Annotated in this window: 12 protein-coding genes, 2 other RNA genes and 1 riboswitch; of the genes, 12 read left to right on the forward strand and 2 right to left on the reverse strand. The window is 35.5% G+C overall.

Features of this window, described 5'->3' with window-relative positions; all coding sequences use genetic code 11:
• Window positions 1-98 precede the first annotated feature (98 nt).
• Window positions 99-3,758, forward strand: a complete 3,660-nt coding sequence (locus ACVWY7_RS13555) for a dynamin family protein (protein ID WP_326969215.1) — start codon at window positions 99-101, stop codon at window positions 3,756-3,758.
• A gap of 3 nt (window positions 3,759-3,761) precedes the next feature.
• Here the strand turns inward: ACVWY7_RS13555 and ACVWY7_RS13560 are convergent, their stop codons facing one another.
• Entirely contained in the window at window positions 3,762-4,016 is a 255-nt protein-coding gene (locus ACVWY7_RS13560) for a DUF3931 domain-containing protein (protein WP_105989089.1), read from the reverse strand.
• 72 nt (window positions 4,017-4,088) lie between these two features.
• Here ACVWY7_RS13560 and ACVWY7_RS13565 point away from each other — a divergent pair, with 72 nt between their 5' ends.
• From ACVWY7_RS13565 to ssrS (ACVWY7_RS13585), 5 genes are all read left to right on the forward strand, one after another.
• Window positions 4,089-4,556: a GNAT family N-acetyltransferase gene (locus ACVWY7_RS13565; RefSeq protein WP_001103517.1), complete on the forward strand. Its 468-nt coding sequence runs from the start codon at window positions 4,089-4,091 to the stop codon at window positions 4,554-4,556.
• A 21-nt stretch (window positions 4,557-4,577) separates the two neighbouring features.
• Window positions 4,578-4,850 (forward strand): YpbS family protein, encoded by a 273-nt coding sequence (locus ACVWY7_RS13570; RefSeq protein ID WP_000451813.1) that lies wholly within the window; start codon window positions 4,578-4,580, stop codon window positions 4,848-4,850.
• A 2-nt stretch (window positions 4,851-4,852) separates the two neighbouring features.
• Window positions 4,853-5,692 (forward strand): sulfurtransferase, encoded by an 840-nt coding sequence (locus ACVWY7_RS13575; RefSeq protein ID WP_000637570.1) that lies wholly within the window; start codon window positions 4,853-4,855, stop codon window positions 5,690-5,692.
• A 116-nt stretch (window positions 5,693-5,808) separates the two neighbouring features.
• Window positions 5,809-5,991, forward strand: a non-coding RNA gene (ssrS, locus tag ACVWY7_RS13580) — 6S RNA.
• Window positions 5,992-6,012: 21 nt separating this feature from the next.
• A non-coding RNA gene (gene ssrS, locus ACVWY7_RS13585) (6S RNA) lies at window positions 6,013-6,196 on the forward strand.
• Window positions 6,197-6,250: 54 nt separating this feature from the next.
• On the opposite strand, the gene ACVWY7_RS13590 is transcribed toward ssrS (ACVWY7_RS13585), so the two are convergent.
• Complete coding sequence (locus ACVWY7_RS13590) at window positions 6,251-6,700, reverse strand: hypothetical protein (RefSeq protein ID WP_001235534.1); 450 nt, start codon at window positions 6,698-6,700, stop codon at window positions 6,251-6,253.
• An 83-nt stretch (window positions 6,701-6,783) separates the two neighbouring features.
• Here ACVWY7_RS13590 and ACVWY7_RS13595 point away from each other — a divergent pair, with 83 nt between their 5' ends.
• The 6 genes from ACVWY7_RS13595 to ACVWY7_RS13620 all read left to right on the forward strand — a co-directional run bounded on the left by ACVWY7_RS13595 (window position 6,784) and on the right by ACVWY7_RS13620 (window position 11,609).
• Complete coding sequence (locus ACVWY7_RS13595; RefSeq protein WP_000169023.1) at window positions 6,784-7,095, forward strand: hypothetical protein; 312 nt, start codon at window positions 6,784-6,786, stop codon at window positions 7,093-7,095.
• A gap of 3 nt (window positions 7,096-7,098) precedes the next feature.
• Complete coding sequence (locus tag ACVWY7_RS13600) at window positions 7,099-8,334, forward strand: glutathionylspermidine synthase family protein (RefSeq protein ID WP_073522642.1); 1,236 nt, start codon at window positions 7,099-7,101, stop codon at window positions 8,332-8,334.
• A complete protein-coding gene (locus tag ACVWY7_RS13605) occupies window positions 8,331-8,717 on the forward strand; it encodes a DUF350 domain-containing protein (RefSeq protein ID WP_000606864.1) in 387 nt (128 codons plus the stop codon). The genes ACVWY7_RS13600 and ACVWY7_RS13605 overlap by 4 nt, the downstream gene beginning before the upstream one ends.
• Before the next feature lie 183 nt (window positions 8,718-8,900).
• Window positions 8,901-9,066: riboswitch (M-box (ykoK) riboswitch) on the forward strand.
• A gap of 343 nt (window positions 9,067-9,409) precedes the next feature.
• Complete coding sequence (locus ACVWY7_RS13610; protein WP_000964960.1) at window positions 9,410-10,135, forward strand: P-type ATPase; 726 nt, start codon at window positions 9,410-9,412, stop codon at window positions 10,133-10,135.
• A 130-nt stretch (window positions 10,136-10,265) separates the two neighbouring features.
• Window positions 10,266-11,132, forward strand: a complete 867-nt coding sequence (locus ACVWY7_RS13615; RefSeq protein WP_000757051.1) for a 5'-3' exonuclease — start codon at window positions 10,266-10,268, stop codon at window positions 11,130-11,132.
• Window positions 11,133-11,468: 336 nt separating this feature from the next.
• Window positions 11,469-11,609, forward strand: a complete 141-nt coding sequence (locus ACVWY7_RS13620) for an FbpB family small basic protein (RefSeq protein WP_001228046.1) — start codon at window positions 11,469-11,471, stop codon at window positions 11,607-11,609.
• Window positions 11,610-11,611 lie beyond the last annotated feature (2 nt).

Below are 11,611 nucleotides of genomic sequence, written 5' to 3' on the forward strand. Positions count from 1 at the left end.
TGAAACGGTAATCAATGAGAGGATGTATCTCCTGTTGATTATGAGCTCGCAAATAGCGGGGGAAAGTATATACATCTTGGATAAAGGGGAACAAGGGGATGACAAACATAGTACAGACAAACGGTATGAAAAAACTTGTTTGTTTTTATGAAGAGTGGCAAAAACACGGCGATGCAGAGAATAGCTTAAAGTTGTTTGAAGTGATTCGAAAATATAAACGAGAGCAGCTTATGATAGCATTCTGCGGTCACTTCTCAGCAGGGAAATCTACGATGATGAATCATCTATATAAAGCGCAGTTGTTACCGACAAGTCCAATTCCGACAAGCGCTAACGTCGTTAAAATTGAAAAGGGGTCTGATCGTGTTGTTGTAACGATTAAATCTGGAGAGCAGTACGAATATGACGGTGCATATTCAGCAGAAGAATTAAAACAAATTTGTAAAGATGGCGATGAGGTAATTGGTGTTCATATTTATCGAAATGATGCGCCAATTCCAGAAGGTGTTATGTTAGTTGATACACCAGGGATTGATTCAACAGATGATGCCCATCAACTAGCGACAGAATCAACGCTGCATCTAGCAGACGTAATTTTTTATATGATGGATTATAATCACGTCCAATCGGAAGTGAATTTACAATTTGTTAAAGAATTGAAACAACGTAATAAAACGGTTTATCTCGTTGTAAATCAAATAGATAAACATAAAGAAAATGAATTATCATTTGAGGATTATAGAGACAGTGTAAAACAATCGTTCTCTAACTGGGATATTGAAGTGGATGGCGTTTATTATACTTCATTACGAATGATGAACCATCCACATAATGAAATTGGAAACTTGGAAACATTAATTACTTCTATTATGAAAGAAAAAGAGCAGTATGTAAGAGCTGGAATGGAGCGAGAAACAGAATATTTAATGGGAGAACATGTCTCGTTTATTCTTTCTGAAAATGAAAAAGCTCTTTTGAAATATGAGGAAGAGTTAGCATCACCGCTTTCTATTTCAGAGATAGTTGAAAAGAAAGAAGAGCTAACTGAAACGAAACATCGAGAGGCTAGTAAAGAGTCTCATGTGAGAAACGAATTTATAAAAGGCTTACAAGCTATATTAGATAACGCGTATTTAATGCCGTTTGAAATGAGAGAATTGGCAAATGCGTACTTAGAAACGAAATTAACAAAATTTAAAGTTGGTTTGCTATTTGCGAAAGGAAAGACTGAGCAAGAAAAACAGAGACGTTTAGATGCTTTTTATTCAGCTTTGCAAAAGACGGTTGAAACGCAACTTGATTTTCATGTGAAAGAATTTATTGTTGCCTTCTTAAAAGAAGAAGGGTTGTTTACAGAGGAAATTGGGAAAGACATATATGCTCTAGAGATTGCCTTCGGACCAGAAATGTTAGCCGAAGTAATTAAACAAGGTGCAGGTTTCACAGGTGATTACTTACTTCTTTATACAGCGGATGTAGCGAATGAACTGAAGAAACGTTATTTTACAAAAGCACAACAAATTTTTGATAAAAGTGCAGTCGTTTTAAAGAAAAAGGTAAAGGAAGCAGTTGCTCGTATTGAAGAAGAGATTGAAACATATACGATGTTGCAAACGGCAAAAGAAACAAAATTGCAATACAGTAACAATTTGGAGACATATGAAAGTTATTTACAAAATGTTTGGCATGAGCGTGTTGCTACGCCAGAAGGGTTGCAAATAGAAGAGATATTGCAAAGTGAAAAACAAATTGTTAGTGAGAAATTCACATTACAAGAGCAGGAAGTTGTAAATGATAACGTAGCGGCTCATGAGGAAGAGATAAAAGGAACGGCAGCTTTAAATATTCAGCGTATATTAGAGGAAGTGAAGAAAGCTGAAACGATATTAGAGCCATTGCCAGCGCTAAAACATGTACAACAAGAGATAATAGAAAAAAGGCGCCGTGTGGAAACGAAACAATTTACAGTAGCGTTATTCGGAGCTTTTAGTGCCGGAAAATCATCATTTGCCAATGCATTGCTTGGTGAGAAGGTACTTCCTGTATCACCAAATCCGACGACGGCAACGATTAATCAAATTTTGCCGGTTACAGAGGAAAAACCACACGGAACAGTAATGGTTCAATTTAAATCAAAGCAAGCCTTATTAGAAGATATGAAAGCTGTTTATAAGCTGTTTCATTATGAGATTACTACGTTAGATGAAGCGTTAGCACAAATTGATAAAGTTATGAAATATCCTTCACCAACTGGGAAGCAAAAAACAACATTTAGCTTTTTACGAGCGGTACAAAAAGGATATGATACGGTTTCTACACATTTAGGTGAGCAAGTACAAGTTACATTAGAAGAGTTTTCTGATTATGTAGCGAATGAAGAAAAATCATGTTTTGTTGAGTATATGGAGCTATATTATGATTGTGCTTTAACAAGGCAAGGGGTAGCGCTTGTAGACACACCTGGAGCGGATTCTATTAACGCCCGCCATACAGACGTTGCGTTCCAGTATATTAAAAACGCAGATGCTATTTTATTTGTAACGTATTATAATCACGTGTTTTCTCGTGCTGACCGTGAATTTTTAATTCAGCTTGGTCGTGTAAAGGATACTTTTGCTCTTGATAAAATGTTCTTCTTAATTAATGCGGCCGATTTAGCAGAGTCTGAAGAAGAACTTGAAATGGTAAAAGGTTATATCGCAGACCAGCTACTGCAATACGGTATTAGAAATCCACGTTTATTTGCAATTTCAAGTTTATGTGCGCTTGAAGAGAAACAAGGAAAAAATATTGGAAAAGAGAAGTACGGTATTTTACAAAATTCTGGGATTGCTAAGTTCGAGGAATCATTTACATCTTTTATGATGAGGGATTTAATGCTCGTATCTGTTCATGCTTTATATGGTGCATTGCAAGGGGCAGATCACCTGTTAGTAAATATGATAAATGGTGCAAAGCAGGGGAATGAAGAGAAAGAGAAGCAAACGAAAAAATATGAAGCAGAGCGTGATCAACTACTTCATATTATTTCATCATATAGTGTGCTTGCTGAAGAACAGGCGATGCAAAATGAAGTGAAAGAATTGCTTTATTACGTACAACAACGACTATTCCTACGTTATAACGATGTGTTTACTGAATTTATTAATCCGGCATCGCTTCGAACGGACGGAAATGTGAAAGTGCAGTTGCAGCAGTGTGTTATGGAATTAGTAGCATTTATTCAGCATGATTTATTACAAGAAATGCGTGCAACATCATTACGTCTTGAGAAATGGATAGACGAAACGATGAAGCGTGCTAAAAATGAAATTGTGGTGAGCTGTAAAGTAGAAAATGAATCAATTTCTATGAATGGAACAGTGGAATATGAATATAAAGATATTACACATAAAGAACCGTTCCCTTCAGTTGAAATAAAAGATTTCAAAAAAGCACTGGCACACTTTAAAAATGAGAAAAGCTTTTTTGAAAAGAATGACAAAGCTTTTATGCAAGAAGACGCTAAATCTGTATTAGAACCTCTCGTATCAAACTATGTAGCTGATGAAAAAGATTTATTTGTTCATCATTATAAGCAAGAGTGGGATTTAAAATGGGACTTATTCCAAAAAGTGATGCAGCAAGATGTGATGAATTATTATGAAAGTGTATTATTTGCATTGGCTGCAACGATTGATGTATCACTGTATGAACAAAGTAAAGAACAATTGCAAAAGCAATTAGTAGAGATTGAAAAAGAAATTTATGTGATGTAGTCGTTATGAAAAAAAGATTCGTTCAATTTTCTTTTGTAGTACCGTATCTAAAGATTTGACAAACCCAGCAAATTCATCGGTAGAAATCATATGAGTAAGAACGAGTCGTCTGCCGTCCGGTGTTTCACCGCATAAGACGAATGAAGAAAATTCATATGTTTTGTTTTCTACTACTAATTTTGGATAGGCATACGTGTCGTTCTTCTTCTTCTTTCCATCAATAGAGATGACGTTGCATTTTTTCTCATTGTTGTCCATGGTGAATCCCTCCTTTCTATTACTTATGGTAGACAAGGAGGGTTTAGAACAATAGAGAAGGGGGAATTTTTTATGAACGTTGTAATAGAACGTATTTCAAAAGAAGCTATACCGAAGTCTTTATTACTACTTGCTGATCCAAGTGAACAACAAATTGGTGCATATGTACGAAGAGGGTTAACATACGTAGCAAAGCAAGATGATAATGTAATCGGTGTATATGTTCTTTTGGAAACAAGACCGAAGACGATGGAAATTATGAATATTGCGGTTGTAGAACATTTGCAAGGGAAAGGTATTGGAAAGAAATTATTAGAGCATGCGGTAGAAACTGCTAAAGAACATGGTATGTCAAAACTTGAAGTTGGTACAGGTAATTCTAGTGTCTCACAACTTGCTTTATATCAAAAATGTGGATTTCGTATTTTTTCTATTGATTTTGATTACTTTTCGAAGCATTATGAAGAAGAGATTATTGAAAATGGGATTGTATGTCGTGATATGATTCGGCTTGCAATGGAATTGAATGAGAACGTATAACTTATTTAGGGGGAAGAGAAGATGGAAGTACATAAAGCAATTACAGCACATTCTCGTAAACAAAATGAAAGTGTAAAAGCATGTTTACAATTAGATGCGCAGCGTGAAGCGGCTATTGAAGCTGCCGTATCACTTGCGTCAAATGGGAAAGAATTTTCGGTTGATGTCATTAATGTTGTAACGAAGCAAATTAATGCTCTTGCAAAAAATGGTGTTACCTTGCAGCGTAAATATGTTACAAAAGAAATGGTTATGGAGTATGTAAGTCGTTTGAAAGAGAAAGAAGGTCGTTAAAGATGATAGTTACAGTCGAATGGTTACGTGAGCATATAGAAGATGAGAACGTCCGTATAATCGATTGTCGTTTTGATTTAGCGAATCCTAATTGGGGTAGAGAAAAGTATCAAGAAGAACATATTCCTCATGCATTATATTTTGATTTGAATGTAGATTTATCAAGTCCTGTAACAGAACATGGTGGCCGCCATCCGTTGCCAAATGTTGAGGAGTTTGCAGACAAGCTTTCGCAAGCTGGTATTGATGAACATATGACAGTAATTGCATATGACAGTGAAGCGGGTGCAAATGCTTCTCGTCTTTGGTGGTTATTAAACTATGTAGGACATGAGAAAGTATATATATTAGATGGCGGATTTCCAGCTTGGAAAGAGAATGGACTACCGGTAACACCGGAAATTCCTGTTGTTATACGAAAGACATTCAAAGCAAATATACAAGATCATATGCTTGTAACGATGGAAACGGTTAGAGAGAACATCGATGCAGGTAAAGGTAAAGATGTTACATTAATTGATTCCAGAGAGCCAAAGCGTTATGCTGGTGTAGAGGAACTTGTTGATCCAAAAGCAGGACATATTCCAACGGCAGTAAACTATTTTTGGAAGGATGGTATGCTGCAATCAGGACAATTTAAGAATGAAGCTCAGCAACAAGAACGATTCCAAAATCTTTCGAAAGATAAGGAAACAATTGTATATTGTGGTTCTGGTGTTACAGCATGTCCAAATATCATTGCATTGAAATTAGCTGGATTCCAAAATGTTAAATTGTATGCAGGTAGCTGGAGTGATTGGATTTCTTATCCAGAAAATCAAATTGCAAAAGAAGAAGATTAATCACTTGCATGCAAAAATAATTTGTATTAAAATAAGGTCACAAGCAAGAGATTGCTCGAAAAACTTTGTATTTTACACATTGGAAACAATGTGATAATATAACGACAAGTAAATAACACATCCTGCGGTGTACGTAACTTATTTATGTCTAAAACCGATGTTAGTTATACGGAAGCTCAATATTTAGTGACCATCATCAAGCCTTCCTTGTGGAGGAAGATGTACGGTAACTGTGAGGGCATCCACCTGCGAGTAGCGGGTTTTTGGACATTTACGAGGAGCGGCACGTGCGGGGGTCTTATTTCAACTAACATTATATAAAATTCCTACGGTGTACGTAGCTTATGCATGTCTTAAACCAATAAGTTTAATATGGAAGTTCAATATTTAAATGTAGCTAACATGCCATCTTTTTAAGAAGGAAGTTACAAACATTTGTGAGAGCATCCACCTGTGAGAGCAGGTTTATGGACATCTAGAGAGAACGGCATATGTGGGGCTATATAAAAACCTTACGTTTTATACGTAAGGTTTTTTTGTTGCGTAAATATATTCATGTTATCTCGATTCACCTGTAAAGTTTCCATAATAAATATAGCATTTTCTATCTTCATCAATTTCTCTTGAATCTAAAGTAAACTCCATATGCATGCCGTCGTGCTGAATATATATAATATCTGAATGAAGAGATGGCAAAATCTCCTCATAGTTCCATACATCTTTACTATTTATTATGCTTGAACTCGTTTCATTTAGTTCTCTAACTTCAAAACCGATGTGGGAGTATATCGGGTCTGAAGGGTCATTTGCAAACTCTTCTTTTTGAATATATATAACTGCTGTTCCGTCCGGATCTACAGAAGTTGCAGTAACAACATATGTATTTTTATCTTTTATAAAATATTCACAAGTCATGCGTGCGATAATTTCAGCATTAGAAATATTTGTGTAATTCCATAAAGCAGGATACTTTTTCGTTTCATCATTAAGTCGATATTCTAAGCGCATTTTATCACTCTTCTTCCTTTTTCTTCTACTTTATCATGCTATCCTATATAATAGGAATAGAATTTATAAAGGGGAGTGCGAAGGTGACAAAAACGAAATGGCTAGTAGGTGGTGTCGTAACGTCTTTAATGACTGGCACTTTATTTGGCTGTGCGCAAGATCTTCCCCCAAAACCGAATGATAAGAGTTGTTCAGATTGGGATTGGGATGATGAACTTGGGGTATGGCAGTGTGATGAGAGTAGCTCAAGTTATCGTGGGCATTACTTCTATGGCGGGAGATACTATCAAAATAAATCGACTTTCAAAAATTCATCGGCGTTTAAATCTTATCAATCGTCTGCGGAATTTAAAGGTGGAATTGGAAGCGGTTCAAAGGGAGGATTTGGGGGCTAAAACATGTCGCAATACATAAGGGATCGAAAAGAGTTTTATTCGAAACATCCGAATTTTTGGTCGGATTTATATGAATGTGAGTATAGTTTGTTTCATGTTTTCTCTATAACAAATGAGACTATGAAACAATTAAAGTTAGCAACTGAACGAATGGGGAAAATATTTTTTAAGACTGCTAGACTTCTGCGTAATTTAAATGATGACCAGCTTCTTGAACTTGGGTTTCCTCCCGCGAGCTTATCGTTCATTAGAATAAAAGGATTATATCCTGAATCTGTTATTTCACGGTTTGATTTCGTTTTAACAGATGATAACCAAATTAAAATGCTTGAATTTAATAGTGATACACCAACTTTTATTATGGAATGCTTTCAAATGAATGGGAAAGTTTGCGAGCAACTAGGCTATGATGATCCAAATTCGGATCAAGAACGATTACTATCTTCTGGTATTACAAAAGCCGTAATGGAAGCGACACAGGGAATAGACAACCCAAATGTTGTTTTTACAGCACATCATGAACATATTGAGGATTGGAATACGACTATGTATTTGAGTCAGCTATGCCATGTTGAAAATAAAGTAGTGCCAATGTCAGAACTTAGAATTACAAAAGATGCTTTAGTGGATAGGGATGGAGTGCAAATTGATGTGTTATATCGCCAAACATATCCAATAGAAGATTTAATTGAGGATCAAGATCCTGAAACAGGAGATTTGGTAGGTGTGGAATTGTTGCAACTTGTAAAAGCCGGAAAGCTTTTTATAATCAATCCATTGTCAGCATTTTTACTTCAGCCCAAGTCAGTTCAGTGTCTTATTTGGGGGTTAGCAGAAGAAGAGGCTTTTTATACAAATGAGGAACAACAGTGGATTAAAGAATATATGTTACCTACATTTTTAGAACCGGATTTGTTTTTAGGAAAAGGTTCTTTCGTTCAAAAACCTTCATTTGGTAGAGAAGGAGACACGATCACCATTCGCGATAAGAACGAACATATTATGCTTCAAAATGCACACCAAACGTATAAAGCGTCGCTGCCGATATTTCAAAAGTATACAGAACTTCCAGTCGTATCTTTGGAAACAGAAAAAGGGGTGGAGGAATTGTCGTATGTGTTTGGTTCATTTTTAATTGCTGGAAAAGCGAGTAGTATCGGTATTCGTGCGGGGGAAAAAATTACGGGGAATGAATCGTACTATTTACCGGTAGGTATAAAAAAGGAGGAAAGTATATGATTAATTTTTTATTATATTTAGCAGTAACACTTGGCCTTTTATGCATTGGTCTTCTCCTGATGGAAGTGACAACGAAAGTAAAAGAATTTAAGCTAATGGCCCAAGGAAATAAGGCGGTAAGCTATGTACTTGGAGGGCGATTACTTGGTTTAGCTATTGTTTTATATTCGACAGCAGCTAATTCCATTTCACTTCTTGATATGGTTTCGTGGGGAGCGGTTGGGATTTTGGCTCAAATTATCGTCTTTTATTTAGCTGAGTGGCTTACACCACGCTTTAATATAAACAAAAGTCTTGAAGAAGATAATCAAGCAGTCGGTCTTTTTCTTATGTTTTTATCGCTTTCAATTGGGATCGTAATTGCTGGTTGTATAACTTATTAAAAGCCTTACGTTTAAACGTAAGGTTTTTATTTTTACTAATTTTGAAATGGGTGCTTTATTCATTTGATGCGTCGAAAGAGAAATAATATGTATATGAGAGGGAGTTGTTGTAATAAGGAAAAGATTCCATTCAAAGTGTTGACATCTATTTTAAATAAGAGTAACATTTTCTATGTAATAAAAATAAGTCTCTGTTAGGTGAGGCTCCTGTATAGAGAAATGCTACTGCCCAAAAATGTCGAGAGACGCCAATGGGTCAACAGGAATGATCGAATTAAGGTTTTTCTTAACGTAGCTGGTAATGTACCTATGCTATACAGTGCTAAAACTCGGCGAGGGAGAGGTCCGTAGATTTCTAATTGTATTAGGAATCGTTTATTTGTGTATGTCATGGCCTTTACTCTTTTCAGAGTAAAGGTCTTTTTGTTACAAAGCTATGCGTAATTTCATAGTATAAACTATAAAATGAAACGAGGAGGTGAGGAGCATGTCAAATTCTGACTCGGTTCCGTTACCCATATACTTCAAATCAAAAATATATGATGTAGGCAGGAAACGACTTGTTCCTCCCTTTATATTTATCATCATGTAGCGTTTATATGTATGTTTAAGCGCTAGACACTTTCACAGGAAAGTGGATAAATTGAGAAACAAAGCGTTTCTTCCTATGTTGTAAAGGAGGAGACGATAATATGTTATATGCAAACAAAACTGTGGGTAACACGTCATATAAATTAAGTAAAAAATCAATGAAAGAACAAACATTGCTTCAAAAAAATAAAGATTTATTAATTGAAATCGCAACGAGAGATGTAAAATCTGTATTTGCGTATTTTAAAACAACAAGAGACGGATTATCTATGAAAGAGGCACAAAAACGCATTCAAGTATACGGCCGAAATGAATTAACTTCAAAAAGAGCTCGTATTGCGGAAGTGATGATGAAGCTAAGTGAAATGATACCAGGTTTTTCAAAACAACATGTGCGTGATGGATTACAATGTGAGAAGATTACTGTGTCTCGAGTAGAATGTTCTAGTGTAACAGGTGTAAACGGTGAATTAAAAATGATGAATTTGCCAGTACAAGAGCTTGTTCCTGGAGATATGATTTTCCTTTCAGAAGGTGATACAGTACCAGCAGATGTACGTATTATTTATGCAAATGATTTATTAGTAAATGAATCTGTGCTAACAGGAAACGATGCGAATATTGAGAAATTTGAAAGCTGCTATCACCTTGAGCGCAAACGTTTTATGCCTTTAAAAAGAATGAAAGACTATAATCCACTTGAACTTGAAAACGTATGTTTCAAAGGGACGTATATTGTTGGTGGAAATGCGAAGGCTGTAGTAGTTTCGACTGGGAAAAATACGTATTCAGGGATTCTTCATATTTGTTGTAGTAGAACGTCTTAATGTGTAAATGATGCGAAATATACAAAAACAATGTATAATAGACAAAGTTGAAAAAACGTAGAATGGTAATCTATTTATATAACCTTACGTGATGACGTGGGGTTATTATTTTTTTGGTAGGAGAGGAATTATGAAAAAAGTATTATTAGTTGATGGTATGGCACTATTATTTCGTGCTTTTTATGCAACAAGTGTCTACGGACAGTTTATGAAACGACAAGATGGTACCCCTACAAACGGGATTCATGGTTATATGAAACATTTATTAACAGCAATGCAAGCAATTGAACCGACTCATATCGTAACATGCTGGGATATGGGTAGTACGACATTTAGAACAGAATCGTTCTCAAATTATAAAGCGAATCGTGCAGCGCCGCCTGAAGAATTAATTCCGCAATTTGATTTAGTACAAGAAATGACTGCGAAATTATCCGTGCCAGTCATCGGTATGAAAGGGTATGAAGCGGATGATTGTATCGGTACACTAGCAAAACAATACTGCAATGAAGCAGAAGTTTATATTTTAACAGGTGATACGGATTTACTTCAGCTTGTTGATAAGAACGTTACAGTTATGCTTCTGCGCAAAGGAATTGGAAATTACGAGTATTATACACCAGAGAAAATTATGGAAGAAAAAGGTGTAGAACCGTGGCAAATCGTGCATGCGAAAGCTTTCATGGGGGATACGAGTGATAATTACCCAGGTGTAAAAGGTATTGGTGAAAAAACAGCATATAAGCTTATTCAAGAACATGGTACAGTAGCAACTGTACTAGAAAATGTGGCATCATTAACGAAAGCGCAACGTACGAAGATCGAAAGTGATTTAGAGAATTTAAATATTTCATTACAATTAGCGCAAATTCATTGTGAAGTTCCTATTTCATGTTCAATAGAAGAAGGATTACACACAATAGATGAAGAAAAATTACGATTCGTTTGTGAAGAAATGAATTGGGGAAGACCTGAAATATTAATCAATATGTTGTAAATACTCGGAAGACCGATTAAAAGTAAAATGAATCGGTCTTTCTTTTTTTGTTCACAAAGTTGTCAGAAAATAAACGACATTTTCATGTGAAGTTCAAATGGAATTCACAACAATCAATTAATATAAGAACAACCAGATAATTCTTTATCTTTTATCCCACTTTAATGGGCAGTAAGACCCCCACCTCAAAATTCAGCGACAGCAAAGTAGTTAGGTGAGGATTAACTGCCCATAAAAGTCCGATTGGTTCAACTAATAATCAGTGGGGGATGAAGAAAACCCCCACTGATTAAAGTTTCACTTTATATAAACCATCCCCCAAGGAGGACAATGAAAATGAGAAAAAAAGTGAGAAAATCTTTTAAACAATTATTAATTGAAAATAAACAATCACTATTAAATAATAAAGAAAATATGAAAGAAATTGAGGAACGAATTGAGAAACGACATGTAGCATATAGTGCTACTAGCAATTGAGT

The sequence above is a fragment of the Bacillus sp. TE9106W genome (assembly GCF_054062215.1).

Coding starts and splice junctions, on each gene's coding strand:
- ACVWY7_RS13555 (WP_326969215.1), top strand. CDS start 99: ATGACAAACATAGTACAGACAAACGGTATGAAAAAACTTGTTTGTTTT.
- ACVWY7_RS13560 (WP_105989089.1), bottom strand. CDS start 4,016: ATGGACAACAATGAGAAAAAATGCAACGTCATCTCTATTGATGGAAAG.
- ACVWY7_RS13565 (WP_001103517.1), top strand. CDS start 4,089: ATGAACGTTGTAATAGAACGTATTTCAAAAGAAGCTATACCGAAGTCT.
- ACVWY7_RS13570 (WP_000451813.1), top strand. CDS start 4,578: ATGGAAGTACATAAAGCAATTACAGCACATTCTCGTAAACAAAATGAA.
- ACVWY7_RS13575 (WP_000637570.1), top strand. CDS start 4,853: ATGATAGTTACAGTCGAATGGTTACGTGAGCATATAGAAGATGAGAAC.
- ACVWY7_RS13590 (WP_001235534.1), bottom strand. CDS start 6,700: ATGCGCTTAGAATATCGACTTAATGATGAAACGAAAAAGTATCCTGCT.
- ACVWY7_RS13600 (WP_073522642.1), top strand. CDS start 7,099: ATGTCGCAATACATAAGGGATCGAAAAGAGTTTTATTCGAAACATCCG.
- ACVWY7_RS13605 (WP_000606864.1), top strand. CDS start 8,331: ATGATTAATTTTTTATTATATTTAGCAGTAACACTTGGCCTTTTATGC.
- ACVWY7_RS13610 (WP_000964960.1), top strand. CDS start 9,410: ATGTTATATGCAAACAAAACTGTGGGTAACACGTCATATAAATTAAGT.
- ACVWY7_RS13615 (WP_000757051.1), top strand. CDS start 10,266: ATGAAAAAAGTATTATTAGTTGATGGTATGGCACTATTATTTCGTGCT.
- ACVWY7_RS13620 (WP_001228046.1), top strand. CDS start 11,469: ATGAGAAAAAAAGTGAGAAAATCTTTTAAACAATTATTAATTGAAAAT.